The 26,114-nt window shown below is 64.7% G+C and carries 37 protein-coding genes and 1 tRNA gene; 17 read left to right on the top strand and 21 right to left on the bottom strand.

Annotation, left to right across the window (positions count from 1 at the left end):
- Positions 1-2 precede the first annotated feature (2 nt).
- The 4 genes from ON00_RS02860 (at position 3) to ON00_RS02845 (ending at position 4,558) form a co-directional block, all read left to right on the top strand.
- Positions 3-1,802: a nucleotidyl cyclase domain-containing protein gene (locus ON00_RS02860; RefSeq protein ID WP_010403045.1), complete on the top strand. Its 1,800-nt coding sequence runs from the start codon at positions 3-5 to the stop codon at positions 1,800-1,802.
- Between the two features lie 226 nt (positions 1,803-2,028).
- Positions 2,029-2,646, top strand: coding sequence for a hypothetical protein (locus ON00_RS02855; RefSeq protein WP_029622378.1), 618 nt, complete (start codon positions 2,029-2,031; stop codon positions 2,644-2,646).
- 38 nt (positions 2,647-2,684) lie between these two features.
- On the top strand, positions 2,685-3,167 hold the full coding sequence (locus ON00_RS02850; RefSeq protein WP_029622377.1) for a hypothetical protein: 483 nt from the start codon (positions 2,685-2,687) through the stop codon (positions 3,165-3,167).
- 233 nt (positions 3,168-3,400) lie between these two features.
- Positions 3,401-4,558, top strand: coding sequence for a hypothetical protein (locus ON00_RS02845; RefSeq protein WP_154651266.1), 1,158 nt, complete (start codon positions 3,401-3,403; stop codon positions 4,556-4,558).
- 33 nt (positions 4,559-4,591) lie between these two features.
- Here the strand turns inward: ON00_RS02845 and ON00_RS02840 are convergent, their stop codons facing one another.
- Both ON00_RS02840 and ald read right to left on the bottom strand, forming a co-directional pair.
- The gene (locus ON00_RS02840; RefSeq protein ID WP_010403041.1) at positions 4,592-5,953 is read right to left on the bottom strand and encodes a chymotrypsin family serine protease; all 1,362 of its coding nucleotides are present in this window, start codon (positions 5,951-5,953) and stop codon (positions 4,592-4,594) included.
- 41 nt (positions 5,954-5,994) lie between these two features.
- Positions 5,995-7,101: an alanine dehydrogenase gene (gene ald, locus ON00_RS02835; protein ID WP_010403040.1), complete on the bottom strand. Its 1,107-nt coding sequence runs from the start codon at positions 7,099-7,101 to the stop codon at positions 5,995-5,997.
- Positions 7,102-7,228: 127 nt separating this feature from the next.
- Between ald and ON00_RS02830 the strand changes: the two genes are divergently transcribed.
- From ON00_RS02830 to ON00_RS02815, 4 genes are all read left to right on the top strand, one after another.
- Entirely contained in the window at positions 7,229-7,669 is a 441-nt protein-coding gene (locus tag ON00_RS02830) for an Lrp/AsnC family transcriptional regulator (protein WP_010403039.1), read from the top strand.
- Between the two features lie 146 nt (positions 7,670-7,815).
- The gene (locus ON00_RS02825; protein WP_086010578.1) at positions 7,816-9,738 is read left to right on the top strand and encodes a potassium transporter Kup; all 1,923 of its coding nucleotides are present in this window, start codon (positions 7,816-7,818) and stop codon (positions 9,736-9,738) included.
- Positions 9,735-10,244 (top strand): 2'-5' RNA ligase family protein, encoded by a 510-nt coding sequence (locus ON00_RS02820; protein WP_010403037.1) that lies wholly within the window; start codon positions 9,735-9,737, stop codon positions 10,242-10,244. Before ON00_RS02825 ends, ON00_RS02820 begins: the two co-directional genes overlap by 4 nt.
- A 57-nt stretch (positions 10,245-10,301) precedes the next feature.
- Positions 10,302-10,378 (top strand) — tRNA-Met (locus ON00_RS02815).
- Here the strand turns inward: ON00_RS02815 and ON00_RS21365 are convergent.
- The 17 genes from ON00_RS21365 to ON00_RS02725 all read right to left on the bottom strand — a co-directional run bounded on the left by ON00_RS21365 (position 10,335) and on the right by ON00_RS02725 (position 20,115).
- The gene (locus ON00_RS21365) at positions 10,335-11,969 is read right to left on the bottom strand and encodes a recombinase family protein (protein ID WP_010403036.1); all 1,635 of its coding nucleotides are present in this window, start codon (positions 11,967-11,969) and stop codon (positions 10,335-10,337) included. The two genes, ON00_RS02815 and ON00_RS21365, sit on opposite strands and share 44 nt — an antisense overlap.
- Positions 11,970-12,539: 570 nt before the next feature.
- A complete protein-coding gene (locus tag ON00_RS02800; protein WP_245535523.1) occupies positions 12,540-13,031 on the bottom strand; it encodes a hypothetical protein in 492 nt (163 codons plus the stop codon).
- The gene (locus ON00_RS19760; protein WP_010403034.1) at positions 13,028-13,861 is read right to left on the bottom strand and encodes a DUF6551 family protein; all 834 of its coding nucleotides are present in this window, start codon (positions 13,859-13,861) and stop codon (positions 13,028-13,030) included. Before ON00_RS19760 ends, ON00_RS02800 begins: the two co-directional genes overlap by 4 nt.
- Positions 13,858-14,103: a hypothetical protein gene (locus ON00_RS02790; protein WP_010403033.1), complete on the bottom strand. Its 246-nt coding sequence runs from the start codon at positions 14,101-14,103 to the stop codon at positions 13,858-13,860. The genes ON00_RS19760 and ON00_RS02790 overlap by 4 nt, the downstream gene beginning before the upstream one ends.
- On the bottom strand, positions 14,103-16,103 hold the full coding sequence (locus ON00_RS02785) for a ParB/RepB/Spo0J family partition protein (protein WP_010403032.1): 2,001 nt from the start codon (positions 16,101-16,103) through the stop codon (positions 14,103-14,105). Before ON00_RS02785 ends, ON00_RS02790 begins: the two co-directional genes overlap by 1 nt.
- Complete coding sequence (locus ON00_RS02780; RefSeq protein ID WP_010403031.1) at positions 16,100-16,396, bottom strand: hypothetical protein; 297 nt, start codon at positions 16,394-16,396, stop codon at positions 16,100-16,102. Before ON00_RS02780 ends, ON00_RS02785 begins: the two co-directional genes overlap by 4 nt.
- 262 nt (positions 16,397-16,658) lie before the next feature.
- Positions 16,659-16,859, bottom strand: coding sequence for a hypothetical protein (locus ON00_RS02775; protein WP_010403030.1), 201 nt, complete (start codon positions 16,857-16,859; stop codon positions 16,659-16,661).
- On the bottom strand, positions 16,856-17,125 hold the full coding sequence (locus tag ON00_RS02770; RefSeq protein WP_010403029.1) for a hypothetical protein: 270 nt from the start codon (positions 17,123-17,125) through the stop codon (positions 16,856-16,858). Before ON00_RS02770 ends, ON00_RS02775 begins: the two co-directional genes overlap by 4 nt.
- Positions 17,125-17,448: a hypothetical protein gene (locus tag ON00_RS02765; RefSeq protein ID WP_010403028.1), complete on the bottom strand. Its 324-nt coding sequence runs from the start codon at positions 17,446-17,448 to the stop codon at positions 17,125-17,127. The genes ON00_RS02770 and ON00_RS02765 overlap by 1 nt, the downstream gene beginning before the upstream one ends.
- The gene (locus tag ON00_RS02760; protein WP_010403027.1) at positions 17,448-17,687 is read right to left on the bottom strand and encodes a DUF2312 domain-containing protein; all 240 of its coding nucleotides are present in this window, start codon (positions 17,685-17,687) and stop codon (positions 17,448-17,450) included. The genes ON00_RS02765 and ON00_RS02760 overlap by 1 nt, the downstream gene beginning before the upstream one ends.
- Entirely contained in the window at positions 17,687-17,863 is a 177-nt protein-coding gene (locus ON00_RS02755) for a hypothetical protein (RefSeq protein ID WP_211207102.1), read from the bottom strand. Before ON00_RS02755 ends, ON00_RS02760 begins: the two co-directional genes overlap by 1 nt.
- A gap of 17 nt (positions 17,864-17,880) precedes the next feature.
- On the bottom strand, positions 17,881-18,108 hold the full coding sequence (locus ON00_RS02750; protein ID WP_010403025.1) for a hypothetical protein: 228 nt from the start codon (positions 18,106-18,108) through the stop codon (positions 17,881-17,883).
- Positions 18,105-18,302, bottom strand: a complete 198-nt coding sequence (locus ON00_RS02745) for a hypothetical protein (RefSeq protein WP_010403024.1) — start codon at positions 18,300-18,302, stop codon at positions 18,105-18,107. The genes ON00_RS02750 and ON00_RS02745 overlap by 4 nt, the downstream gene beginning before the upstream one ends.
- The gene (locus ON00_RS02740; protein WP_010403023.1) at positions 18,299-18,694 is read right to left on the bottom strand and encodes a helix-turn-helix domain-containing protein; all 396 of its coding nucleotides are present in this window, start codon (positions 18,692-18,694) and stop codon (positions 18,299-18,301) included. Before ON00_RS02740 ends, ON00_RS02745 begins: the two co-directional genes overlap by 4 nt.
- A complete protein-coding gene (locus ON00_RS02735) occupies positions 18,691-18,963 on the bottom strand; it encodes a hypothetical protein (protein WP_010403022.1) in 273 nt (90 codons plus the stop codon). Before ON00_RS02735 ends, ON00_RS02740 begins: the two co-directional genes overlap by 4 nt.
- A 104-nt stretch (positions 18,964-19,067) precedes the next feature.
- A complete protein-coding gene (locus ON00_RS02730; protein WP_010403021.1) occupies positions 19,068-19,565 on the bottom strand; it encodes a hypothetical protein in 498 nt (165 codons plus the stop codon).
- A 295-nt stretch (positions 19,566-19,860) separates the two neighbouring features.
- Positions 19,861-20,115: a transcriptional regulator gene (locus ON00_RS02725; RefSeq protein WP_083834050.1), complete on the bottom strand. Its 255-nt coding sequence runs from the start codon at positions 20,113-20,115 to the stop codon at positions 19,861-19,863.
- Between the two features lie 86 nt (positions 20,116-20,201).
- Between ON00_RS02725 and ON00_RS02720 the strand changes: the two genes are divergently transcribed.
- The 3 genes from ON00_RS02720 to ON00_RS20490 all read left to right on the top strand — a co-directional run bounded on the left by ON00_RS02720 (position 20,202) and on the right by ON00_RS20490 (position 22,320).
- Complete coding sequence (locus ON00_RS02720) at positions 20,202-20,810, top strand: helix-turn-helix domain-containing protein (RefSeq protein WP_010403019.1); 609 nt, start codon at positions 20,202-20,204, stop codon at positions 20,808-20,810.
- Positions 20,811-21,004: 194 nt separating this feature from the next.
- Positions 21,005-21,769: an HIRAN domain-containing protein gene (locus tag ON00_RS02715; RefSeq protein ID WP_154651265.1), complete on the top strand. Its 765-nt coding sequence runs from the start codon at positions 21,005-21,007 to the stop codon at positions 21,767-21,769.
- Between the two features lie 23 nt (positions 21,770-21,792).
- Positions 21,793-22,320, top strand: a complete 528-nt coding sequence (locus tag ON00_RS20490; RefSeq protein ID WP_154651264.1) for a hypothetical protein — start codon at positions 21,793-21,795, stop codon at positions 22,318-22,320.
- A 37-nt stretch (positions 22,321-22,357) separates the two neighbouring features.
- Here ON00_RS20490 and ON00_RS02710 read toward each other — a convergent pair whose 3' ends face one another.
- Complete coding sequence (locus ON00_RS02710; protein ID WP_010403017.1) at positions 22,358-22,750, bottom strand: type II toxin-antitoxin system HicB family antitoxin; 393 nt, start codon at positions 22,748-22,750, stop codon at positions 22,358-22,360.
- 25 nt (positions 22,751-22,775) lie between these two features.
- Complete coding sequence (locus tag ON00_RS02705) at positions 22,776-22,958, bottom strand: type II toxin-antitoxin system HicA family toxin (RefSeq protein ID WP_029622372.1); 183 nt, start codon at positions 22,956-22,958, stop codon at positions 22,776-22,778.
- A 144-nt stretch (positions 22,959-23,102) separates the two neighbouring features.
- On the opposite strand from ON00_RS02705, the gene ON00_RS02700 reads away from it, so the two are divergent.
- The 6 genes from ON00_RS02700 (at position 23,103) to ON00_RS21390 (ending at position 26,114) form a co-directional block, all read left to right on the top strand.
- Complete coding sequence (locus ON00_RS02700) at positions 23,103-23,579, top strand: LexA family transcriptional regulator (protein ID WP_245535522.1); 477 nt, start codon at positions 23,103-23,105, stop codon at positions 23,577-23,579.
- Complete coding sequence (locus ON00_RS02695; RefSeq protein ID WP_010403014.1) at positions 23,536-24,282, top strand: hypothetical protein; 747 nt, start codon at positions 23,536-23,538, stop codon at positions 24,280-24,282. The genes ON00_RS02700 and ON00_RS02695 overlap by 44 nt, the downstream gene beginning before the upstream one ends.
- Positions 24,283-24,636: 354 nt before the next feature.
- Positions 24,637-24,837: a hypothetical protein gene (locus ON00_RS02685; protein ID WP_010403012.1), complete on the top strand. Its 201-nt coding sequence runs from the start codon at positions 24,637-24,639 to the stop codon at positions 24,835-24,837.
- Between the two features lie 206 nt (positions 24,838-25,043).
- Positions 25,044-25,223: a hypothetical protein gene (locus tag ON00_RS02680; protein WP_040601573.1), complete on the top strand. Its 180-nt coding sequence runs from the start codon at positions 25,044-25,046 to the stop codon at positions 25,221-25,223.
- Entirely contained in the window at positions 25,220-25,738 is a 519-nt protein-coding gene (locus tag ON00_RS02675; protein WP_010403011.1) for a host-nuclease inhibitor Gam family protein, read from the top strand. The genes ON00_RS02680 and ON00_RS02675 overlap by 4 nt, the downstream gene beginning before the upstream one ends.
- A 7-nt stretch (positions 25,739-25,745) precedes the next feature.
- A complete protein-coding gene (locus tag ON00_RS21390; RefSeq protein WP_425358372.1) occupies positions 25,746-26,114 on the top strand; it encodes an HNH endonuclease in 369 nt (122 codons plus the stop codon).

The raw sequence follows: 26,114 nt of genomic DNA, 5'->3' as shown, positions 1-26,114 counted from the left end.
GTTTGCGTGATGCAGGTGTTGAGGATGCTCGTCTCGCCGCACTCATCCGGCGCGGCGAGCACCTTGCCGCATACGATCTGGCCTATCGGCGGATCGAGCGGGATGGCGTTTCTCCCACCGTTGCCCATGCGGCGGTTTTGTGTCTGGCGCGATCGGGAGCCACGGATTTTGCGCGGCTTGAATATGCGCGCTGGCGGCTTGGCGGTGACCCGGATGATGCGGAGGCGGTAACGCTTGGCGCGCGCCTGTTGAAGGACGTGGCGTTGGCGTCGTCGGGCGCACGGCGCCGGGCTTTCGCCCGCGCGTCGGCGCTGCGCTACGCGGCGAGCAACGCGCGCCACGGCGGTTTATACAGCGCGATCAATGTCGCCACGATGAGTCTGATCGCGGGCGACGGCGACCGCGCGCGCCGGGCGGCCGAAAACGTGTTGTCGAGCACGGTCGACGAGGGCGATGCCACCGAATCCTATTATGCGTTGGCCAGTCGCGCCGAAGCCCAGGTCTTGCTCGGCGCCCCCGAGGCAGCGGCAGAAACCCTGGCGCAGGCGATCGCGCGATCTCCTCAGGACTATACCGCGCACGCGTCGACGCTTGGCCAGATCGACATTATTTTGCAGGAACTGGGCGGGTCTAACGCGTGGCTGGACCCGCTGCGTCCGCCACGCGTCGCGCATTTCACGGGGCGTATCTTCAACTGGCCTGAATCGCCCGATCAGCGAGCCGATCCCAGCACGCGCCGCACCGCAGCACTTGCTGCGGAAATGCAGAGTGTCTTGAGAAGCAATCGTGTCGGTTTTGCTTATGGCGGCTTGGCGGCAGGCGCGGACATTTTGTGGGCGGAAGCGCTGATTGCGTGTGGTGCCGAACTGCATGTCGTGTTGCCGACTGCCGTGGCATCGTTCGTCGCCACATCGGTCGCGCCCTTTGGCCAGGCCTGGGTGCGGCGCTTCGAGGCGTGTCTGGCGTGCGCCCAGTCGGTTCGCTTGGCCACCAAAGATCCCTATGCCGGGGACGATCAGGTGTTCACCTATTCGAGTCAATTTGCGATCGGCTGTGCCATCCTGCGCGCCGAGGCGCTGGCAACCGAAGCCGTGCAGCTGGCCGTCTCCGGCGGAGACGCGCAATCGACGGTTGCTGCGGATCTGGCATATTGGGCGGGCGCACCGCGACGGCAGATCATCCTGACGCTCGACCGAGCGCCGCTTCGACCAGTGCCGCGGGCGCAGACCGCGCGTCCGCCCACCGTGATGAAAGCGATGCTGTTCGTCGATGTGCGCGGCTTTGGCAGCTTGCGCGACGATCAGATTCCGGCCTTTTTCAGCGTGGTGATGGCGCAGATCGCCCAAGCGGTCATGAAGCTCGCCCACCCCCCTGAACATGTCGAGACATGGGGCGACGGGGTGTTCTTGGTATTTGATCAGCCGGCCGATGCAGCGGAGGCGGCTTTGACGATCCTCGCATCGCATCGCCGGTTGAACTTGCGCGCGCACGGGCTGCCGCGCTGGCTCGCCTTGCGGATTGGCGGGCATTACGGCCCGGTGCACTTGTTGATGAACCCGATCTTGGGCACGCAGGCCGTGGTGGGCGCGCATGTCGTCGTCGCGGCGCGGATCGAACCGAATGTCGCGCCCGGATCGGTCTATGTCAGCGAAGCCTTGGCCGGTGCGCTCGCGACCTTTCACGCGGATCGCTTCCGTTGCGGCTATGTTGGCCGGACCAAAGCACGGCGCGACTTCGACCCGCTTTCGATCTTCAATCTCGTGCGTCGCGAGCGAGGCGATATGCGGAGCTACGCGAGATAGCTGGGAAATCTGTGTGATTTTGCACATCCTTTCGTTGCCGTAACAGGCACGGGGACCCCCAGAAGATCGTGTTCTCGAACGGCCGGTTGCCCGGACGACGGAAGGGGTTCGACATGCATATTTCGCCCGATTCCCCCGTACCTGCTCAACGGGCCGCGCTCCCGCCGATGCTGCAGCGTGACCGCTGTCGGCCATGGGCGTCTGCGGGTCGATGCGGGGAAGCGCGGTGGCGATAGAATTGAATTTCATCAACAATTCCAACGATATGAACAAATCCGCCATTGTTCTCTTCCAGAAGAACCTTGCCAGCGTGGCTGACGACGCGCCCATTGCGTGGAAGGTCATTCCGGACAGCGCGCCGGGCCTGACCCATCGCTTTGTTTTCCCAACCACTATCGACGTGGTCGCCACCGATGCCGAAGGCGCGATCGCCGGCCCGGTGTCCGGCTGGGGCTCGCACTATTTCGTCGTCGGTCCGCAAAGCGCGGAGTCCGCAGCGGCGTTCGGCGCGGCGGAAGCCGCTGCTGGCGAGGTTCAGGTTCGCAACGCCTTGCCGGGCACAAGCATTACGGCAAACATCTTCCGCGACGGCAGGCTGCTGGCCGTCAAGGCAGCCGTCCCGCCGCAGCAAATGGCGGTATTCCAGCTCAAGCCCTCGCTTTGGGTGGGCGCGGCAGCGGCGGTTTCGGAAGGGCAGGCGCTTGACCCCGAAACGCTCTCAAACGTCAAAACGGAGCTGTCGCTCCTCGGGCTGGCCAGTGCCGACATTGTGATGAGCGGCGGCGGCGGGGATGTCCTGGCCACGCCGTTTCGCTTTTCCCTGCAAAATGTCGTGATGGCGTGAGTAGCGATCCACAAATCTCGCGCGGGAAGGGGCTGCCGTTGCTTCGCAACATAACCCGGTTCTGGACCGCAAATGATGGCTGCCTCGTCTTCGAGATCATTTTCGATCGCGCTTGGCGTGCGGGTGATCTCGATCCGCCTGCCGTCGCCATCGTACGCTGCGCCTCATCGCTCGATGAGCGGCATGAGGTCGCGATTTACGAAGATCGGCCAAGCTGGTTCGCGGTCGATTTTTCGTCCGGCTACCATGTGCACGGCACGCTGCGGCAAATCGGCGATATTCGCATCGACGGAACGCCTTGCCTCACGATTTTTGCCGACATCTATTATCGACAGCCGGGGCAGGAGCATCTGTTTCATTTCGACGGTGGCATGGTTGCCTGTCCGAGTGTCGCGCTGACCGAGCAAAGCGAAGATCGGGTGCGTTTCCCGACAAGTGGCCGATCGGACCGTACGGATATGCGTCACGGTGATCCCGTTGTCATCGCTGGAACCAACGTCAATCAATCCTATACCGCTTAAGCTAAGTAATATGCGGATCAATACTGTAAAAATCGTAGAGTTTATGCGATCAGTACTTAATAACGATAATAATGTTATTTTGGGTATTTAAAATGCATTATAGTGGCGTTCAGTTTGTGTCCTACGTTACGAATACGGTCCAGTCCGATTTTGAAAGCGATGACCTTCAAATTCAATCCTCGGACGGTTCCATCCGCGATGTTGAGGCACGCTGTGCCTTGATGGCGCGCGCGATGCAAACTGCCCGCAATGCCTTGGCTGCGACCCCGCCACCGTCGGCGGGCCCGGTGTTGAAGGTGTTCATGGCACCTGAATATTTCTTTTATAGCGCCCGGCAGGCCTATCAGACCGACGATGTTCAGCGCACGATCGCGCGATTGCAGGCGCTGGCGGCGGACGGCGATTGGGTGGACTGGATTTTCAGCTTCGGCACGATCGTCGGCACCTCGGCCCCCATGCTCAATGGCGGGCCACGGGCTTACTACAATTTCGCCTTGATCCAGGAAGGCGGGGCCGCTGGGGCTGGGCCGGCGGGTGCTCGAATCTTGGCAAAACCCTTGATCCGGCGCGTGGAAGCGGCGGGCGGGGTCAGCGGAGGGGACGCGGTCGCCACGGACCCCGCGAGCGAAGCACGCGATGTGCAACTTTCAGTCTATGATGGTGCCGGCATCTTCACCATGCGCGGCCTGACATGGGCGGCGGATGTGTGTCAGGATCCATCGACAGGCTTGATCGTTCGTGCGCCGCAATTGCCCGGTGAGGCGCGGGTTCAGATCCAATTGCACCCGTCAGCCGGGTCGCGCGTTTCGCCCGAGGGCATTGTCGCGGTGCCGGGCGGGTTCGTTTTCAATGTCGATGGGGCGGGGCAGGGCACCGTGTTGCGGCAGGTCGGTGCGCCGGATCCGATCGCGCCCACTGTCCGGGTGGGGGTCTCCGGGGATGCCCTGGCGCTGTCGGCCGAGACGATCGCGGTCGATCGGCTCTATCCGCAGGGCCCGGGCGAGATCATCATTTTTGATCCCCAGCCGCTCCCGCCGGCGACCAACGTTCAGGGCATGCGCCAGACCCTGATTTGGCAGGCGAGCGACGCTTATCAGTTCGCCTTTGATTTGATTTATGACGAATATGGCCGTTTTTCCACGATCCTGGTGGCACCGCGTCGTCTGCCGATCGATATGTTTCACGGCAACAGCTACTTTTTGCCGGTCGACATCGCGACGTACGATCCGCTCGATCAGCGAGTGGAGATTGCCATGAACGTGGGCAGCGGCAGCGATGGGTATGATTTCGCAATATGGTGCAAGATCGCGGTCTCGGGATTTGTCTTTGAGGGCGTCGCGCTTCAGTTTGGGCTGGATTGGGCAGGTCCTCCGCCACAGACAGCCTGGTAAAACGGCGACAATGCTACGCTTTATCGATGGCAATCATCGCGTGCCATCGATGGTCGTGGGGGCGGGAGGACGTTCGCCGAGGCTCTGTCCTGGAGCGTCAAGACCCGGAATCGCCACCGGCGGCGGCACCTGGAGCAGCTGCCAGCCCTGCGGAAGGTAGTCGACCGACATATAGAAATAGAAGACGCACGTGCCGTCGCCGCGATAGCTTGCACCCTTCAGCACGCCGAGCGCCGTGGTGCCGCTGAACACGGGGGACCCGCTGTCGCCACCCTTGCAGGTCGGGCCGGAGACGGTGACCCAGGTTGGCAAGCAGGCCCCGCCGCACAGGTCGCCTGCAGGAGCGAAGTCGGTCAGTTGGACCAGCGCGCAGCTATAGCCGGTACGTTCGCCGCGATGACAGACGAAGTCGCCCGCTCGCGTGCTGGCGCGGCTGCGCTGAGCGGTAACGGGGCGAAGGCGGGTGCGCGCCGTGTCTGCATAAAAGGTCGGGGGTAGTGGCGTGTCGGCGGCATTGATCTGCACGTCGCGATAGCCCCAGCCCCATTGGCCGACAAAGGGCAGTGGCGTCGAACCGGCCTGCGGATCGCGGTACACCAGATCATCGACGCAGTGCGCGGCGGTGGTGACGCCATAGCGCACGCCGTCGGTCACGGTGAAACCGGTGGTGCAAAGGTAGCGGCGGCCATCGGCCGGGCTGATGCCCTCAACGCGTGACCCGCCCTCTGGCGCGAGATTCACATCGACATGGTTGAGCACCCGGATTTGCACTGGAACCCGCGCAATCGCCTCCAGCCGCGTCTTCAGCGCGGCGGTCCCGGCGGGTGCGTCGGCGCTGCCGATCAGGATGGCGAGTTCGCCGGTGCGCGGATCGAGCCCCATGCCCGGCGGTGTCCGCAGCGCCGCGCGCAAGGCGGCTTGGTGATTGGTGATCGCCCAGATCACCTGGTCACGCTTGACCCGCGCGCCCGTGCGGAAGACGATCGGCACCGTGATCCCACCAGCGACGATGCTTTGCGTGGGAACTGGCGCGGTGCCGGTTAGCGAGACCAGGATGCGATAGGCCGGGCGGTGTTCGATCGCAATTCCGGCCAGCCGGTCGCGATACTGCTCGGCGATCGCGTCGGTTACGGGGACGCTGGCATTTTGCGCGGTAAGGCGCGCAAGGGCTTCGGATGGAGCGACACCGAACTGCCGCGCATATTCGGCGGCATCCTCAGCCAGCGCTTCCGCCTCCGTTTCCAGCCTCGCGGTCTCAACGGGCGGTGGCGGGAGCGCTGGCACCGGCACCGCTGGCGCGATCCGATCGGCAGGGCTTGGGGAAGGGGGAGCGGTCTGCGCACGCGCGCCGAGCGGTGCCAGACTCAGCGCGGCGACGAGGAAAAGGATACGCACTCGCGCGCGATATCAGCTTTGCCCCGCCGCCGCGAGCGGTCTCAGTGCGCCCACGCCTCGAACGGCAAGGCGAGCGCCTCTGCGACGGCCTGATGGCGGATCTTGCCGCCCGACACGTTCAGGCCGTTGGCGAGGTGCGGGTCGGCTGCCATCGCTGCCTCTGCGCCGTGCGCCGCAAGCTTCAGCACGAACGGCAGCGTCGCATTGTTGAGCGCGAAGGCCGAGGTGCGTGCGACCGCGCCGGGCATGTTGGCGACACAATAATGAATGACGCCGTCCACCTCGAACACCGGGTCCTCATGCGTTGTCGCGTGGCTGGTCTCGAAACAGCCGCCCTGATCGATCGCGATATCGACCAGCACCGCGCCGCGCTTCATCGTCTTGACCATCTCGCGCGTCACCAATTTGGGGGCAGCCGCCCCGGGCACCAGCACCGCGCCGATCACCAGATGCGCATTCTTGACCGCAGCCGCGATCGCGGCCTTGCTCGCATAAGCAGTCTTGATCTGGCTGCCGAAGAACATGTCGAGCTCGGCCAGCCGCGCATTTGAAATGTCATAGATGGTCACGTCGGCGCGCATGCCGACCGCCATTTGCGCGGCATTGACGCCCGAAACGCCGCCGCCCAGAATCGCAACCTTGGCCGGGGCCACACCCGGCACGCCGCCGAGCAGGATGCCGCGCCCGCCTTGTTCCTTTTCGAGATAATGCGCGCCGACTTGCACCGCCATGCGGCCGGCCACTTCGGACATCGGCTTGAGCAGCGGAAGCGACCGATCATTGGCGGTGACCGTCTCATACGCAATGCACGTCGCGCCGGAGCGCATCAGGCCTTCGGCCTGCGGCTTGTCGGCGGCGAGGTGGAGATAGGTGAAGAGCAGATGGCGGGGCTCCAGCAGCGCGATCTCGCTCGCCTGCGGTTCCTTGACCTTCACGATCATGTCCGCTTGCGCGAACACGCTGGCGGCGTCGGGCAGGATCGTTGCGCCCGCCGCGACATAGTCCGCATCGCTGAAATCGATGCCGAGACCGGCGCCCGTCTGCACGACCACCTGATGGCCCGCAGCGGCGAGTTCGGCGACCGACGGCGGGGTGAGCCCGACGCGATATTCGTGATTCTTGATTTCCTTGGGAACGCCGACGCGCATTGATCTTCTCCTTGATGCGGGCAGTGTACAGGAGCGCGGCGATTCTGTGTTTGCAAAGATCGCGCATCGGCCGCACCAAATGCAATGCAGTTGCGATTTGGTGACGATTTGCGCGATAGCATCCCGGATGGACAGTATCGACCGCAACATCGTCGCGCAGCTTGGACAGGAATCAAGCCTGACGAGCGAAGAATTGGGCGCGAGAGTCGGCCTCTCCCCCTCGGCCGCGCATCGCCGGGTCAAGGCGCTGGAACAGCAGGGTATGATCCTGGGCTATCGCGCACGATTGTCGCCCGCCGCACGCGGCAATCCGTCGACCGTGTTCGTATCGGTGACGCTCACCGACCAGCGACAGGCGACGATGCTGTCTTTCGAACAGGCGCTCGCCAAGACGACCCAGGTCAGCGAGGCGCATTTGATGAGTGGCGAATCGGACTATCTGCTCAAGGTCCTGGTGCGCGACGACGACAGTTATGAGCGAATCCACCGTGAGGTGCTCTCCACCCTGCCGGGTGTGCATCGCCTGGTGACGCAGTTCACGATCCGTACATTGGCGAGCGAGCAATGATATGCGTTTGGGCTTGGCGCGCGCCGTTGCGGGGGGCGGGGACGCGTGCTATTGCGCCGCACCATCGGGGCGTTTGAACAAGTGCCGTCATCCATGATTTCTCAATATGACATCCGGGCAAGAACAGCCTTCGCGTGAGCAGTGATCTGGCCAGCGCGGGCACTGTGCCTGCTGCACCCGACTCGGTAGGCGTCGGGCTTCATCCCCACCGGAAAGACGGTGTCGCCAAGCTCGCGCTCGGCGCGATCGGCATTGTGTTCGGCGATATCGGCACCAGCCCGATCTATGCCTTCCGCGAGACCTTTGCTGGCCATCACAAGCTGCCGCTCGACGCCGTGCATATCATGGGTGTGGTCAGCCTGATCTTCTGGTCGATGATGATCGTGGTGACCTTCAAATATGTCACCATCATCATGCGCGCCGACAATAAGGGCGAGGGCGGCAGCCTGGCGTTGCTCGCTTTGGTCAACGGCCGCACCAAGAACAAGCGCTGGTCACGCGGGATCGTCCTGCTCGGCGTGTTTGCGACGGCGCTGTTCTACGGCGATTCGATGATCACCCCGGCGGTGTCGGTGCTGTCGGCGGTCGAAGGTGTCGCGATCGCCTCGCCTGGCCTCGGCAAATTGGTGCTGCCGCTGGCCATGGCGATCATCATTGCCCTGTTCTCGATCCAGCGCAGCGGAACCGCGCGCGTCGGTTTGTTCTTCGGCCCGGTCATGCTGCTGTATTTTGCGGTGATCGCGACGCTCGGGCTGATCAGCATCGTGCATACCCCGCAAATCCTGTGGGCGTTCTCGCCGCATTACGCGCTGGAATTCTTTGCGCTCGATCCTGCGCGCGCGTTTCTGGCGTTGGGCTCGGTTGTGCTGGCGGTAACCGGGGCGGAAGCGCTCTACGCCGATATGGGGCATTTCGGCCGCAACCCGATCCGCGTCTCCTGGCTGTTCGTCGTGCTGCCGGCGCTGATGCTGAATTATATGGGGCAAGGCGCGCTCTTGTCGCGACTGGGCACGCCCGCGCTCGAAAGCCCGTTTTATCTGCTGGCGTCGGAGCATTTCCGGCTGCCGCTGGTGGCGCTGGCGACGGCGGCTGCCGTGATCGCGTCGCAGGCGGTGATATCGGGCGCTTTCTCGGTGACGCAGCAGGCGATCCAGCTCGGCTTCGTGCCTCGGCTGCGGATCGAACATACCAGCGCGGCGACGGCGGGCCAGATCTACATCCCGCTGGTCAACTGGCTGCTCGGCGTGATGGTGATCCTGCTGGTCATCTTCTTCCGCACCTCGTCCAACCTCACCTCGGCTTATGGCATCGCGGTGACCGGCGCGATGCTGATCGACACCTGCCTGTTGACGATCGTGCTGTTCCGCCTGTGGAACTGGCCGGTTTACCGTTCGGTGCCGTTGCTCGCGCTGTTCTTCATCGTCGATGGGGCCTATTTCACCGCGAACCTGACCAAGGTGCCGTCGGGTGGCTGGTTCCCGCTGCTGGTCGGCTTCATCATCTTCACCATCCTGACGACCTGGTCGAAGGGGCGGCAGTTGATGATCGACCGGATGCGCGAATCGGCGATGCCGATCAAAATCTTCATTCAGTCTGCCGCCACCTCCGCCACACGCGTGCCGGGGACGGCGGTGTTCATGACCGCCTCGCCCGAGGGGGTGCCGCACGCGCTGCTGCACAACCTCAAGCACAACAAGGTGCTGCACGAGCGCATCATCCTGCTCACCGTCAAGATCGCCGACGTGCCCTATATTGCCGAGGGCGAACGCTGCTCGCTCGAGGATCTGGGGGCTGGGTTCCATCGCATGGTCCTGCGCTACGGCTTTATCGACGAGCCTGATGTGCCGCTGGCGCTCGCCAATGTGCATCGTTGCGGCGCGGATTTCCGGATGATCGACACAAGCTTCTTCCTGGCGCGGCAGACGCTGCTGCCCTCGTCGCATCCGGGAATGATGATCTGGCGCGAAAAGCTGTTCGCCTGGATGTTGCGCAACGCCGAGAGCGCGATGGAGTTCTTCCGCTTGCCGACCAACCGCGTGGTCGAACTGGGCAGCCAGCTCGAGATTTGAGCGAGGCCGCGCCCATCATCGTCACCGCGCTGTTCGGGCGCAGCGATGCGGCGTGGTTCGATGCGTTGCGTACGCGACACTTTCCGCCGGAACGCAATCAGTTGTCGGCGCATCTGACGATGTTCCATCATCTCGCGCCAAGCCTTGAGCGGGAGTTGAAGCAGCGACTGACGGCGGAAACGCGGCAAGTGCCCGCACCCGAGGCGCGAGTCGCTGGATTGATGTCGCTGGGCGGTGGCGTCGCCTTCCGAATCGAGTCCCCCGCGCTGGAAGATATCCGCGATTGTCTGGCCGACGCCTTTTCGGCGGTGCTGACGCCGCAGGATCGCGCGGGCTGGCGACCGCACGTCACGGTGCAGAACAAGGTTGAACCCCCCGCGGCAAAGGCCTTGCAGGCGGAATTGGAGCGCGATTTTCGGCCGCGTCGCGTCGAAATCGTCGGCTTGGCGACGTGGTGGTATCGCGGCGGACCGTGGGAAGCGCTTTCGCGGCATATGTTCGCTTGACCGCTTCGCCGCGCATTCCTATAGCCCGCGCCTCGCGAGTGATTAGCGCCTGCGCATGGCGAAGTAGCTCAGTTGGTTAGAGCACGGGAATCATAATCCTGGGGTCGGGGGTTCAAGTCCCTCCTTCGCTACCATCGCTGTCACTCGCGACCTCCCCCTTGTTGGGCCATCAGTGCCGGTCGCCAAGGCGACGACGGACTGAAGGCGGCTGACCACCTCAATTTGCCATTCGCCCGATTCGAGCGGTGTGGCGTAGATCACGTCGATCAGATCGCGGATCTGCGCGGTAACTTCCTCGCTATTCGCATCCCCGGCACCGAGGCTGTCCGCGAGGCCCTGGATGCGGGCCCGATACGCTTCGGCGATTTGCGGGTGCAGCGTCACCACGTTGACCGCAGCGGCTTCGTCCAGCGCTTCGCGCGCCGCGTCGCGTTCGGCGGTCTTGGCCGCCAGTGCCTCGCGAATGTCTGCGAAGTCGGCCGCTCCGGCGGAAATCGCGGCGACGAGGTTTGCGATCGCGCGCTCGGCCGCCTGCAGGCGGCGCGCCAGCGTGGCGCGTTCACGCGCCGATGTTGCGGCACCCTGGCTGCGCTTGGCGTGATACTCGCTCACCACCAGGCGCATCGCCTCTTCCGACAGCAGCTCCTTTTTGAGCCCGTCGACGACGCGGTGCTGCAGCTCGCTCGCGACGATCCGCCGCGTGTTGGCGCAGGTGCCAACCTCGCGGTACCGCGAGCAGCCGAGCCGCCCGCTAACCACCATGATCATGGTCGCGTCGCATAGGCCGCAGCGCACCAGGCCCGACACCAAATGGCGCGGCCGTCGGCGCAGCGGCAGCGGTTGCGTCGCGCGGACATGCCGCGCGTCCTGGACCGCGTGCCACTCCGCGTCGCTGACGATGCGCAGATCCGGCATGTCGATGTGCTGCAGATCCGCCGCCTTGTTCGGCCGCGACACGCGCTTGCGCGATTCGGGATCGCGCACCATCCGCACGCGATTATAGACCAGCCGCCCGGCATAGATCGGATTGTGCAGGACGCCGATCATGCGCGCGCGGTTGCCGACGATCGCCGAGGCGCGCCATTCCCCACCACGCGCCGACGGAATGCCGTCGCGGTTCAGATCCTTGGCGATGGCCTTGGGGCTGCGGCCTGCGGCATATTCTCGGTAGATCCGCCGCACCACTTCGGCCTGCTCGGGATTGACGGCGCGCTTGCCCTTGATCGGCTCGCCCTTGGCGTCGAGCTCGCGCACCACGTCATAGCCGTAGCACAAGCCGCCCGGCATCGACCCGCGCTCGGCCGCGCCGCGCTGGCCGCGCCGGATCTTCTGGCCGAGCTCCTTCAGGAACAGCGCGCCCATCGTGCCCTTCAGGCCGATGTGCAGTTCGTTGACCGCGCCTTCGCTCAGCGTCTCGATGCGCACGTCCGCGAATTCGAGCTGCTGATAGATGGTTGCGATGTCAGCCTGGTTGCGCGCGATGCGGTCCAGCGCTTCCGACAGCACGATTTCAAAGGAGCCGCGCGCCGCGGCCGACAGCATTTCGCTCATCCCGGGCCGCCGGTTCGATGTGCCCGAGATGGCGAGGTCGCTATAGACGTCGACGACGTCCCATCCTTCGCGATCGGCGCGTTCCTGGCAGATGCGGACCTGGTCTTCGGCCGAGGTGGCCGATTGGAGATCGCTGGAATAGCGGGCGTAGATAGCGCAGCGGGGGCGGGACATTGACGACTCCGGGATAAGGTTCGAGCGCGCGCACCATCCTCTTCCGCCATCTGGCGGGCAATCGTGCGCACGAGCTCGGCGATCGCGGGGTGCATCAGTCGCGCTCCTCAAACGGGCGTTGATGCGCGCAGCCAAGGTCGCCGCGCGTGGCACAGACGGGGCATGGTTCGCGGGACCATGCGGGCGGGCGGCGATCCCCAGGAATGGTTGGCATCCTTGGTGCCGGAGGCCGATCAAGGGTCTGCACCAGAGTGGCTTTCATGCCGCCGGCGGAGCGCGCAGCCGCGTGCCGTTGCCCTTCGGTGACAGGGGTTCGCTTCGGGGATATGGCCGGGCTTGGTTCGCGGGATATTGGTCCGCCTGCGATCAAGGCGCGAACCTTCGCGACGGTTCGCTCGGTCGGGTGAAACGCCTTTCTGATTGTGTTCAAGGCAGCGGACGGATTGTCAGGATAGAGCGGCGAGACAAGCGCGCGCGCCGTCACGCAACGTCGCCGAGCCGCAGACTCGATTTCCGCGATCAGCTCGATACCGGTTGGTCGCATGCTGGCGGCCTTCGTTAGAACCGCCTTCATGCCGCCACTCCTGCCAAATACGCCTGCAGCCTGGACTCCCGCACATACAGGCGGTTATTGGTCACCGGATCGACGCCGACACGCGCGAGCGCCTCGGTGCTCCCGTTCGCTGACAGGAGTTCGGCACCGCCCGGCACTTCCAGGATCACGTTCGTGCGGCGTGCATGCTTGAGCAGCCAGGCACGCATCGGCTCACGCTTCCAGGACGCTGGGCGTTCGCAATGGGCGATCACCGTCCCGGCCGCGTTCAAATCGATGACAACGCCAGTGCGATCCGGGCGCATTGCCGCCGGGAGCGCAAGCCGGGCAACCCGCTGCGATCCGAGCCACAGGCATTGGAAACCGCTGCAGGCTTCCGGTCGCTGTTCGTAGATCGCGCAGCCGCCAGCGCTGCAATGCGCGCACATCACCCGCTCGGGCTTAGGCGGTTCCATCGCCACGCGCATGAGCGTGCAGCAGAGCGTGCACGATCCGCACGCGGCGCTCATGCGGCCACCGCCAAAGTGCTGTAGCGCTGGCGGACCAGGGCACGCAGCGCGAGGATCTTGCTTTGCGTGCCCGAAAGCATGCGCAGGTTCGCCCAGTCGGACCATTGTTGCGTGGTGCCGGTCAGCAGCGTCTGGAAGAGGCGATCCGGATCGATCGCTGGCCGTTCGTGGGCGAGCAGCGCCAGAATCGCACCGAGCATTGCCGCCGGTTGCACCAGCACCTCGTCAGGGAAGGCTTCGCCGATCAAGGTCAGAGCCTGACCCAACGCGCGTTCGCCATGTTTGATGAATAGCGTTCGGAGCGACCCGACAATCATAAGTTCGCCCGGCGCGACATGGGCGGGCTGTTCGTGACGGGCGATCTTGAGGCCGGCCGCATCGACCAGGCGCGCGATCGCCAGCGCGTCGGCATCGCCAGCGCCAAGCGCCGCACGGAAGTCGTCGATGCGGCTCATCCGCTTGCGGCCGCGGTTGGAGGCGATGAAGATCCGCGCTTCTTCGGCCGGGCCGGCGCAACGCTTCAGCACGCACGGCAATTGCGTGATGTCGCCGCGCAACTCGGCCGCCGCGCGCCGGTGTTGCCCATCGATGACGAACAATGAATCGTCGGGACGACGTGAGACCTTGAGCACGTCAAACACGTCCCAATCCCATTCGGCTGCGATCGCGCGGATCAACTTGCGCGATGCGTCGGTCTCGATCGAGCGCTGGTAGCTGTCGTCGATGCGAAGCTCGCCGAGTGGCACCCATTCGATCGAGGGCTGTCGGCCCCGCGGCAGAGCGTAGGAGGCTATACCGCCCCCCGCGGCTTTTTTGGAAGTAACGGTCATTGATACCCCCTGCCGGTCTTCAGAACGGCTGCAGCGAGCTTCTGGCTGCCGAGGCGCGCATCTGTCAGGCGCTTCCGGTCAGCGCCGGTGTCGCGCATATAGGCGTGGACGCGACGGACATGATCGAGCCGCACGTCCAGAAACTGCGCGATCTCCTGATCGGAATGGCCGAGATCGGCCATGTCCATCACTGCGGTTTCAAACGAGGTGGTGCGGCCTCCGCCGTGGATGATCGCGCCCATCACTCAGCCGCCTCGAGCATGTCGTCGGCATCGGCCGCGACGGCGGATTCGTTGCCGCGGAAGCGGAGCAGCGGATGCACCCAGTTCGCCGCAGCGTGCGCCATCGATGCGCGGGTCGCGGGATGCTGTCCGGTGACGACCTGCAGGACCTGGCGCGAGATCTCGCTGCTCTTCATCCGCGCCCAGGTGGCGAAGGTCACGCGTTCGACCATCGGCTCGGCGATGGCGAGGCGCTGTTCCTTGCCGAGCAGATCGAGCAACTCGACCGTTGGCTGCCAGAAATCGCGTAGGCCCTCGTCGGTGCCGAGACCGACCATGTCGGCAAGGGCGTCGTGGAGCGGCACGCTGTAATCGCCGTAATTGAGCGACCGTTCGATCGCGAGGCCGGCGGCGATCGTCGCGGCAAGCGATTTGAAGTCTTCGTCCTGGTCGCGATAGGACTGGAACGCGGCCACGAGATCGTCGCTGCTGAAGGCCGGGCACAGGTGCATATCGCGCATGGCGTGGATCCACAGGCGATTGCCCGGCATCGCCTGGACCAGGGCGCGCGCGCTGTCGGGCCCGGCCGAGGCGGGTGCCAAGCGCGCCACACCGATCGCGTTGCCCGGCGTGTTCGGCGCGATCATCTGGCGCAATTGCGACCAGACCAGGAAGTCGCGGCCGACAGTGCCGCCATCGCGCGCATTGCCGACCAGCGCGGCGCGCAGGATTGATCGACGCAGCGCGCGGAAAACGTCGACGCCCTCTTGCGTCAGGCCATCCTCTTGCTTGATCGCGGCATCGGCCGCGCGGCGCGCGTCAAAACCCGCAACCTGGTTGACGGCCGCGCCGATCGCGCGCGGCTTGGGGGCCGGCGCTGCGGCGGCGGCCGGCTTGCGGGCGTCGGTTTTCGCCTTCGCGCTTTCCCACCAGAAGGTGACCTCGGGCGCGCCCGTGGCGTCGATGCGGATATAGCCGACGACATCCCCTTCGGGCAAAGCAATGCTCGAGGCTTCGCCGGGAACGACGGGGCCCGTCGACAGGAACAGGAAATGATCGGGCCCGCCATATGTGGCTTCGGGCGGTTTCGGTACAAAACGCAGATCCGGGCGGTTGGCGCGGGTGCGGATCTCGTCGCGCAGGCCCGCCAATGCGGCGTCGGCCAATTGCCGCAACAGATCCGGGTGGCAGATCAGCGCTCGCGCCGGCGCGGCGTCGGCGGGATCGTCGAACAGATCGAGCTCGAGCGCACCGCCGGCGGCGAGATAGGCCTCCTTCCCGACAAAGCGCAGCAAGCGATTGGCCTCGGCATCGCCGATCTTCAGCCAGGCGCGGATGCGATCGGGCGTCTGCTCGAGCGGGGACAAGAGGCGCAGCGCGTTGAAGGCGGAAAGCTGCAGCGCCTGCTGTTCGGTTGCGCCATAGGCCTCGGCCTGCAGCTGCGAGATCTGCCCCGCCTTCAGCGCGTCGAAGATCGGCGGGGCGAGCATGCCCAGCCGATAGGCGCGATAGGTGAAGCGCGGTTCCTGACCGAGCCGCTCGGCGATCGTCTCGAGCGAATCGCCCGCCACATGCGAGCGCACCACGCCCTGGGCGATCTCATACATTTCGAGATCGAGCCGCATCATGTTCTCGGCCTGGCTTTCCTCGAGCAGCTGCGCCTCGGTCAGCTGATCGCGCTCCACGACGTCGATCGGCCAGTCGGCCGGGAGCGCGCCCGCCTTGATCAGCGCGCCGATCGCGCGGCAGCGGCGGCCGCCGGCGTGCACGCCATAACGATCCTTGCCGTCAGATGTGGTGCCCTTGATCGGATGAACCTTGAGCGCGTTGACCAGGCCGAGCGCGAGGATCGAGCGGCCGAGCGCCTCGATCGTCATTTGCGCTTTGCGATTGGTGCGGACGTTGAAGCGGCTGATCTCGAGCTGATCGAAGGTCACCGCCTTGCGCAGGATAGCGGGCGGGAGTTGCTGAGCCCGCGCGGACGCGATCGTCGCGGGATACTCGGTCGGGGTGCTGGTCATTGGCACGCTCCTTCGGTTAGGACCGAGCGAGCGGGTGCCACCGCTGGACGGCCAGGGGCGGGGGCGAGGTTGGTCACCTCGCCTCCAGAGATCGGCAACGCGCGCAGCGGGCGCGGCGCGGGGCGCCAGCGGGTGCAGCGCTGGGCGAGATCGAGGAAATCCACGGGCGGATGGCCGGGGCGGTTGCCCCACCAGGCGCGCGCCTCGGCCTCGCGCTCAGGCGTGAAATTCTGCACGCAATCGAGCGTGCCGCAGCGGGCCGTACAAAAGCCGCGATCGCCAAAGCCGATCATGCGCGCACCTCGCTGGTCGGGGCGGCGCGGGCGGCGCGCCAGTGTTCGAAGGCGGCGCGATGTTCCGGGCAAAGATCCTTGCCCGGCGCCGGTTGGTGCGCGCAGCGGGCACAAACCGGCGCATCGCATGTGCCGCTCTTCCTGGTCGCGACCTTCCAGTCGCACAGCAGGGTGGCGGGGCGACCGCAGCCGCAGCGCTGGCGGGTGCGGGACGAGCAGACGATGGCGGTAACGCCACCGGGTAGCGCGACGCGCTCGCATGTCATGCGGCACCGCGCGCGTTGACCGCGTCGACGAGCAATTCGGCGATCACGGTCGTTGTCTCGTCGCTCAGATTGCGATTGGTATCGACGACGAAGACTTCCACGCCGTTCGCGTCGATCACAGATCCGGTTTCCTCGTCGCAGAGGCGCAAGGGCAATCTGACGCCGAGCCCGGCCAGCGCGACAAAAAAGCTCGTCATGCCGACACCATCGCCGAGGCCATCAGCCGAAGCGTCGCGGTCTTGGTCCAGTTTTCGAGCAATCCCTTGTCGGGGCTGAAAGTGCAGGTGGACACGACGCCGGCGCAGGACAGTCGGCTGCCATCATAGCGCGTACGGTATGTGGCACCGTGGTTGGCGACGAGGCCGTCGATGATCGTCGCGGCGGGAACGCCTGCCCGGGTGAGTTTGCCGACATAGTCGGCCGCTGCGATCAGCTTTTGCCGTTTGAGATCGATCGCGCTCATCAATGCACCCGATCGAAGGAGAAGGTGGGATGCGACCTGTCGTGATGCGGACCCCTCAGATGGACATTCAGCACGTCCGAAATCCCGTGCACCTCTGTGTGCAAGAGCTCGCGCGCTTCGGACTCCGCCTGTTCAACCGACGATGCTAGGATCGCATAGGAACGCTGATCCTCACTGGTGACTTCAAAATCGATCGTGACGACGATCTCGCGCTCGCCACGATCATCGAACAACGCCCAATGGCGATCGTAATAGCGGCGACATGCTTGCAGCGATGCCGGGTAAGGCATGGCGGCGATTTCCTGGAGGGTGGGCTTGGCCATCAGTCCAACCCCAGCGCGGCTTTGTACATTTCGAGCATCGCCTCGGCCTCGTCACGATGGTGCTTTTCCATCTTGCGTAGGCGCACGATCGTGCGGATCGTCTTGACGTCGAATCCGGTCGATTTGGCCTCGCCGTAGACATCCTTGATGTCGTCAGCGATGCCCTTCTTCTCCTCCTCGAGGCGCTCGATCTGTTCGATGAGCAAGCGGAGCTGGTCCGCCGCAATGACGTCGGACATCATTCGACTCCTGTCAGCTGGGTGACGGTCACGGCGTACGTGTTCTTCGTCTGGCAATGTTCGACGGTCTGGGTGCCAGCAGCGGCATCGACCGAGATCACCCGATAAGTCGGCTCCGGATCAAAGCTGAGCAGGCCGCCGATCCAGCCGAGCAGTTCGTGGGCGTTGCCGGTCACACCCGTGGTCGCCTCGCTCATAGGCCGAACAGCGCGCGCAGCGCCGCTCCCAAATTGCCGGTGGCGGCGACGGCCAGCAGGCCGGCGACCATACCGATCGCGAACAGGCCGGGGCCGCGGTGAAGCAAGCGGTGCAGCAGCGCGCGACGCGGATCGCTGGGGCTGGGTGGGCGGCAACTGGGGCAGCCGCAATCCATGCGGTGCGTGATTTCCGGCCGGGGCCGGACGGCAAGGTCAAGTTTCATCGTGACATCTCCCGCTGGATCATCGCGAAGCCGGTCGCGAGCGCGACTAAAGCGAGCCACAAGGCCGCCTTCGCCAAGGAAGGTTTGCTGAGCAGCAGCACGCTGACGCCGAAACCGGCGGCGGCGATCGCGAGATCGATCGCGCAGCGCGCCAGGCGCGCGCTCCGGGGGTGGCGGTGACCGTCGGTGCTCATTGGACGACGCTCGCCGCAGGCGGCGTGGCGCAGGCCGAGCACAGATCGGGCTCGGCCCAGAAACACGCGCAGCCGAGCGCGTCCATGCAGGCATCGCCATCACTGCACGCGCAGATGCGGCACAGGATCGGCGCGGGAAGATCCGCGCCCTGGGCGATCGCTTCGAGCTGGGCGAGCACGGTCAAATCGAAGCGATAGGCGAGCCGCAGCGCGACGATGGTGGTGAAGGTGGCGGGCATGGCGTCGGCCTCGATCAGCTCGAGCCATTCGCCGCGTAGATGCTCGGGCGTCTGCGGCTCGGTCGAGACGCGCGCGGCGATATCGGCGATGCTGAGCCCGGCGCGCTGGCGGCAGCGCTTTAGGTACGCGCCGGGGGTGAGCGTGCCGGTCATGATGACAGGCCGTCGGTCAGGACGCTGGTCACCGCAGTACCGGTGAGGTCGGTCGGGGCGGGTTCGACCAGGGTGATTTCGATCACCGGATCGACCGCATAGTGCAGGGCGTGCGCCAGCTCGATCTTGGCGAGCGAAATAGCGAGACGTGCGCGCCGGATCCGCGCCAGCGCAGAAAAGGATCCGGTCGACCGCTGGATCGGCCGCAGCGCGTCCTGGATCGCATCCAGGTCGATCATGATCGAGACGATGGCAGCGCGGTTGCTCATGCGGGTTTCCAGGCAGCAGTTTTCCCACCCCGCCAGCGGATGCGGCGAGGGGGCGACGGTTCGGCGATGCAGGTTCGGTCAAGCCCGGGGGCGGGCCGGGCGGATCATGGCGGTTGTTGCTCGTGCGCGATCAGCGACTGGATCACCGCGACGGCGCGGTGGTTGGCCTCGATCGATTCGACGGTTTCCTTCAGCGCCTTTTTCAGCGTGCGGCTGTCGGCACCGGGCAAGCTCGCCTCGATCAGCGCGACGTGCGCGTCGCCGCCTTCCTTGACCACATCGCAGGTGACGCGGCTGATCGCATAGGCGTTGCTGAAAAGCTCGGGCTGGGCCGCGTGCAGGATGGTGGCGACGGCTTCGAAGATCGGCATGCCCGGGAAGCCGGCACGCATATGCGCAACGTCGAGCTTGATCATGTCGATCACGGTCAGTTGCGCGCGCTGGTCGGGATCCGACAGCATGCGGAGATAGCCTGCGGTGCGCCCGGTCGCCTCGACCGCGCCCGACATGGTGAGCGCGCCGAGGACCTTGTAAAGCGCATCCTCGACGGTGAGCGGCTGGCGCAGCTTGGTCATGCCGCCACCGCCTGCGCTGTAAACCATGCGGGCGATGCCAGCAGCATGGCCCCGGTGCGATCGATACAGAGGGGAGGTGGCACCGCCATGGGGGAGAGGGACCCGATGACGGTGCCGGTACGCGAACAGGACGGGTTGGGGGCACGTGCGCCAAGTCGAAACACCGAAACCCCAGGGCAAAGGTTCCGGACGCACGCGATCCGGCCGACCCGTCGGCGGCCGAAACGGGAAAAGGGGGACGTCGACGGCAGGCGGGAGCGCACCCGCCGCCGACGCTCGCCGCCCGGGTGGCGGCAGAGGGAAAGGGATTGTGCTGACCCCGTCACCGCGCGGGCTCCAGGCTGGCGCGGGGGGTGGCCGAGTCGTCGGGGTAGATGTCGGGGCGGAGCACCTCTTTCGGGATGCCGGTTTCGCGCTCCACCAAGAGGACGTACTCTGCGGGGAGTGGTTTTCCCTCGCGCAGCCAGTCATGAATTGTCGACTGGTTGCGACCGATCAAGCGACCGAACGCAGATTGCGATCCAGCGGCTTTGATCGCGGCTGCCAATGGCGATTCGAGGGGCTGTTCCTTGTCCACGCATCGACACCTACCGCCATGTCGGTAGGTGCGTCAACCGCTTCGGCGGAATATTATTCTACCGGACTTTCGGTAGATTGGTGTCCATGACGCTGGGCGCGAGAATCGAGGAGCGAATTAAGGTGCTGCGGCTTTCGCAGTCCGAATTAGCGCGCCGCGCAAAGGTGCCACAAACCACCATCAACAGCCTCATCCGGGGATCTCGGCGCACGACTCCGCATCTACTCAGGCTAGCGCGCGAACTCAGCACCACGCCCGCCTATCTCACGGGTGAAACTGATGATCCGGAGGCGGATGCTCCGACATTACCCGCGCTCGACTTCGAAACGCGCGAGCTCCTGGACGATGTCGCAGATATGGACCCGGCTGACCGCCGCGCGATCGCCCAGATCGCGCGCAGCCTCACGCGGCGCGTGCCCACCGGGCGAGAAGGCCCTGCGACCCTGCACGCGCCCGCCACCAGCTATCGCGGTCCGCCCGTCAGCGAGAACGCGCTGGGGCAAATGATCGAGGGGTTGCTGCGGGCTGTTGATCTGACGGCTCCCGTGCCCGAGCTTGCTCGTGAGCTTGCAGAGCTGTGGCCCACCGCGATCGCGCAAGTGCAAGGTCCTCTCTACGCGTTGGACGATGAGACGTCGGCGGCTCCAGCAAAATCGCCTGCAACTCTCGCCAGCGCCGGTCGCGCACCGCGGTGATGACGGCGCACTGCACATCGCAGCGCGGACAGCGCAATTCGCACGCGGGCGACGCCCGATACACGGTTCCAGTCATTGGTCTTGCTCCCGGCCTGGCCGTCGAGGCTACTTCAACGGCTTCAGGTCGAGCTACAGGCTGGAGGGGAGATGGTTACTTCTATGTTGAAGGAACTCGGCGAGCAGGGGAACAATAAATGGCGACTTTTCGCGTTAAGCTCGGTGGTGTAGAGGATAACCAAGTTGCTATTGAAGCCTGCTATCCGGGCGATTCTGTCAGAGTTTATGGTTCTCGGTCAGATCCACGTTATTGGCTAGTCCGCGACGACCGCGATAATGATTTGGGTACGCTTCCTCGAAGAGGGAAACTGATAGACGAGGTATTGTCGGGCGGCCATATGTGGGATGCCACGGTACACAGCATCGACGACCCGACAGAAGCCAAGCCGTTTTTCGGTCTGTCGATAGAGATCGAAGTGCGATCTGCGCAAGAACAGGCTATCTATCAAGCTGCGACTGAAAAAGTAGACCATATCATTGCTACTGGGCATGATAGAGCGACGTCATATAAAGTCGGCATTGTCGGCGAATCGAACTATCAGCCCGCGATTAAGGCTGCCCGCCGGGGCGAAGCTGTCACCATCCTGCGCGAGCTGGGCAATCCTTACGACAGCGACGCGTTGGTCGTGCGGTGCGCTCGCAACAAGACAATCGGATATGTCGCGCGTGATAGCTGGCTACGCGAGGCGATCCTTGAGGAGGGCAAGGGCTGCACCGCCTCGATCGTGAGCATTGAGCGCAACGGAGCGCCGCATCTTGGTGTTGTGCTCGACGTGATGCTCAACAATGATGGGATCCCCGAGTGCCGATATTCGGCAACGGGAACCTCCGCTATTTCCCAAACCGTTCCCGATGCGGTGCCATATCGGAGCTTTCTCACGCGACTGTTCGGTCGACCATGAGCGGGATAGATGATGGGGGAGGCATGATGTTAGAATTTAGATGGGCGAAGCTCGCAGCATTGATCAGCGCGGTGCTTATGTCCGGAATATCATTTGAGGTACAGGCTGCGGACCGTGGTCCAGTGCAGGTTTGGTTCACTGGGGAGCCCGCAGAAGTCTCTGATAAACTAGCAAACCTTTGCGCCGATCGCCAAGCGGCTGTTGTCGAACAAGATGAGCACCATGTCTTGTGTCAAAGGGAGGTCTCTGGCGCCAAAGGCATTTTTGCACAGGTTCTATTGGGCAACAGTTATTCCACCTCGCCCCAGCTTAATATCCGATTTGCCCTGTTGCGGGACAGGAAAAGCGTTCGGGTTCAAGCCTCGCAATGGATCGAACTACAAATGGCGGGAGGCCAGACACGCCGTACCCCGCTGAACAATCGGGAGCAGGAGGATCAACTTTTAAATCTACTCGTCGGATTGGGCGCAGATGAAAACGCACCAATGGCGCAATGGCTACCGCCCGCCACCCCGGATCAAAACCCTGTACCGGCCACGGCCAAGCCCTGATCGTCGGCGTACGTGGTAGGGTACCGAGGTCACACGCTCAATGCCGATGCTCGATCTCATTGCGCGCGGCCTGGGCGAGGAAGGCGCTCCGAGTAAGGCTGCGCGAGGTCGCGGCCTTGTCGATCGCGTCGAGCATACCGCGATCGAGCGACAGGTTCACGCGCGCGACGGTGCCGCTGTTGCGGATCCACGGCACCGCGATGATGAACGCGCCATCGCGCAGATCGTCGGCGGCAAGCGCCTGGACTTGATCGAGCGGGAGCGGCGCGACCTCGGCGGCATCCTCGAACCATAAGGCGAGCGCATCGCAGGCATTGGGCAGAACCTCGCCGATCTCATCCGCTGCCGAGAAACAGCCTGGAAGATCGGGGAAGGTGACGCCGAAGGCGCTGTCTTCATCCTTGTGCACGATGGCGTAGAAATATTTCATAGTCTTGCTCCCAGGGGGCGGGGGATCACACCCACCCCGCCATTTTCGCGATGCTGCGGGCGGTGCCGAGCGGCAGGTCTTTCTTCGGGTGCGGGACAATCACCGTGATTTCATCCTTGCGGAATTTGTGGTGCGAGCCCTTGACCGACACGAGATCGAACCCTTCCGCCACCAGCCGCTTGACAATTTTCTTGCTGTCCCGTTCCATGCGCAAATATATACACATCATGCGGAGGTCGGTCAATCGCTTTTGCGCAAATACATGCGCAATATGCTGAAATGTTTCGGGCTATGGATGGTTGCCGCAATTCCCGCTATGTTCCGCACCGGGAGCGCGGGCGTAAACAAGTCTATGGTGGCGCAATATCGTCGTTCGCCGAGCATGGTGAGCACGAAGCTGCAGGTGCTGGATTTCGCCAAGGCGTATTTCCTGCGATGGGGCAGCTCACCCAGTTATGGCGAGATCGCCGGCGCGGTCGGCATCGGCCGCTCCCGTGCGCGCGACATGGTGCGCACGCTGACCGCCGAGGGCGAGATCCGGCGCGCGCCAGGCGATCGGCGGCGCATGTCTTTCCCAGGGCTCGAGCAGCACGTCAGCGAGGGCGACGCGATCCTCGCGCTGCGCGCGGCCGGCTGGACGGTGAACCCCGATGGCCAGGTGTTCGAGCGGTCAACGGCCAGCACATTTCCGCCACTGCCGCGCGTGCCCGAACTCGAGCAGACACCCGTGACAGACGACGGGGGTCAGCAAAATGTCGGACAGCAATCCAGCCGAGGCGAAGGTGATGCGCGCGATCATCGCACGCCACCGCAAACAGGCACTGGCTGAGCAGGCCGAGGCGAACGCGGCGTTGCCGAAGCAAGAGGCGAGGGGTGTCGGCTGGTCGACCAAGGCCCCCAGGAAGCGCAAGCCCAGCCCGCTCGAGAAAAGCATCGCCGATGACATCGCGCTCAACCGTCGGCGCTGGGCAGAGAAACATCCAGATCGTGCGGCAGCAGAGCGGTCACTGCGGAAATCCCGAGCGGAAATGCACGAGCGCTGGGATCATAAGGCGCACGGCACGCCGGAAACCCATGAACACCACAAGCACCACCAGGACGGTGCGCTGGCCCAGCTCTACCTTTCCGGCTCGATCGACGCCGAGCAGCTTGCCTCGGCCGTGGAGATCGCCACGGTCGCCGAGCGGATCGGGGCCGATGTCACCGTCAAGACCTCCAGCGTCGAGACGCGCGTCGACCAGACGCGCAGTGGCGATGGGACCTTTTACGAGGCATTGGGCGCGGTGCGGCGCGAAATGGCCTATTCGCGCTGGAGGCGCGAGGTGCGCGGCCCGATCGCCGCGATCCTAGTCATGATCGTTGGCGAGACGGTCGGCTATACCGTGGTGGCGAAGCGGTACGGGATGCACAACCGCCGCGCGAAGCAACTGCTGATCGACGCGCTGGACTTGTGGCCGCGCATCTTTGGGGCGGTGTCGAAAGAAGTGGACGCGGCGACGCTGATCGCCGCGCATGCCGGTATCCTCGGCTGATCGGTATTTTTTTGGGGGTACACAAAAACGCCCCTGCCAAAATGGCCACGTAATGGCCTATTTCGACCCCGCGACAATTGCGCCTGACGCCCACCGCCTTCCCCCGGGCCGGTGGGCTTTTCCGTATCTGGAGCGCTTCCCCATGCCCCAGCCCCGCGCCTCCCGCTCTTCCCCTGGCGGGTCCATTGCCGATCAGCTCGAGCGTTTGACGCCCGACTGGGATCGGCTGGTGCACGACGCGCGGCGGCGGGAAGAGGTCGCGACAGGGCGTCCGGATATGCCTCTCGATGACCTCGAAGAGCGAGCACAGCAGCTCGTCCGCGCAATTGTCGCCCCCTTTCGTGGAGACCGCCGATGACCACGCTCGCGATCCTCCGTGATTTCATCTCGACCATGCCCGGCGAGGAAGCGGTGATTTCGAAGGCGAGCCTGGTCGCGATCGAACGCGAGCTCACCACGGCGAGCGTCGCCGCGGTACAGGTGCATATCGATTCCAGCGTCAACAGCGTCATCGATGGGCTGCTGACGCCGAACGCAGTGCGCGGCTTCGCGTGAATCGCCAGCTGGCATCTCTCCTGGTCGGGAGCCGAACCCGGCAGGAAGTTTCGCCGACCGCGACCGTGCAGGGCACCCTGCCTGCGGGCACCGCCGGGGCATCGCCATCTGTTCGCGGCCGTGCGGCCACGGTTTTCCGCCAGATATTCTGACCGGGGCGGAGGGGGTCTCCGCCCAACTGCCATCATCGGCACGAGGGGACACTGATGTTCGATCCGTCGCACTGGGCATGGCCGCAATGGACCATGGCCATCATGCTTTTCTTGTGGTTGCTGGTGAGCGCCAGCAGTCACGGAAAGCCGCGCGAACCTTACAATGGCTTCACGGCCATCGTAAGGTTCGCCCTGTCGGTTTTTCTGCTCTCCTATGGCGGGTTCTTCAAATGAAGCCGCCCCGCGCCCCGCGCACCGTAGAGCACGCTACCGAGCTGCTCGAGCGCGTCTCACGCCTCGATGGTGAAGCGGCGACGATCGCCGCCAATCGTGACGCGGCGATCGCCGCGACCAATGCCGTCGCCGACGCTTTGCTGGTGCCAGTGATCCAGGAGCGCACCGCAATCGCCGGTGTGCTTGAGGCATGGTGGGCAAAGGACGGCAAGACGTTGCTCAGCGGCAAGCGCAAGACGGTCGAACTCGGCGGGTGTGTGATTGGCACCAAGGCGGCATCGACCTCGCTGACCTTCACGGCCGACGACTTCGACGCCGCGCTCAAGGCGCTGCAGGCGGCGCGCTGGGCGAAGCCGTATGTCAGCGTCAAGTATTCGGTCGATAAGACCGCCACCAAGAAGGCGCTGGAAGGCAAGCACGGCGAGCAGCTGCGCACGCTCGGCTTCGGGACCAGCGGCGGGACGGACGTGTTCGTGCTGACGATCGTCGCCCAGGCCGGGACCGTCACCGCCTGAGCAGGCGATGCGCAAGGTCAAGCGGCTACGCGGCCGGGCAGGGCAGGCACAGCGCCTGCGCCGCCTCAAGCGCACCAATGGCCTCTGCGAGATGTGTTTGGGGCTCGGGCGCGTCACCGAGGCGACCCGCGTTGATCACATCAAGCCGCTCGATCACGGTGGCAGCGACGAGGACAGCAACACCCGCAATCTGTGCCAGCCGCATCACCTCGAGGTGACAGCCGAGCAGTTTGGGCACCAGGTCGCGGCAGGCATGCGCGGCGTCGCGCGCAACGGGCGACCGATCGGCCTCGACCACGCATGGAACCGATCCGGTCCTATCCGGGCTGCCCGGGCCCCGCCGCGGCTGCCGACCCCCCCGGGGGGTCGAAAGTGA

The sequence above is a fragment of the Sphingomonas echinoides ATCC 14820 genome (assembly GCF_000241465.1).
Lineage (GTDB): Bacteria > Pseudomonadota > Alphaproteobacteria > Sphingomonadales > Sphingomonadaceae > Sphingomonas > Sphingomonas echinoides.
This window is presented reverse-complemented; position numbering and strand designations above follow the sequence as displayed.